The 273-nt window shown below is 69.6% G+C and carries 1 protein-coding gene; it reads left to right on the top strand.

What is annotated here, in order from left to right; genetic code table 11:
- Positions 1-273, top strand: a 273-nt coding sequence (locus R0J88_RS20150) for a DEAD/DEAH box helicase (protein WP_410900897.1), incomplete at both ends; no start/stop codon positions are given.

Raw genomic sequence — 273 nt, 5'->3', positions numbered from 1 at the left:
CTCGTGACGACGCCCGAGTCGCTGTACGTGCTGCTGTCGTCGCCGTCGGGACGGCAGATGCTGTCGAGCGTGCGTTCGGTGATCGTCGACGAGATCCACGCGCTCGCGTCGTCCAAGCGCGGCAGCCATCTCGCGCTGTCGCTCGAACGCCTCGATGCGTTGACGGGCCGCGCGTTGCCGCGCATCGGCTTATCGGCCACTCAGAAACCGATCGACGCGGTCGCGCGCTTCCTGGTCGGCGGCCCGGCCGATGCGCCGCGCGACTGCACGATC

Origin of the sequence: Pseudoalteromonas sp. SIMBA_162, from assembly GCF_046535955.1 — a bacterium.
Lineage (GTDB): Bacteria > Pseudomonadota > Gammaproteobacteria > Enterobacterales > Alteromonadaceae > Pseudoalteromonas > Pseudoalteromonas marina.
The sequence above is the reverse complement of the archived record's forward strand: the minus strand, read 5'-3'. Positions and strand labels throughout refer to the sequence as shown.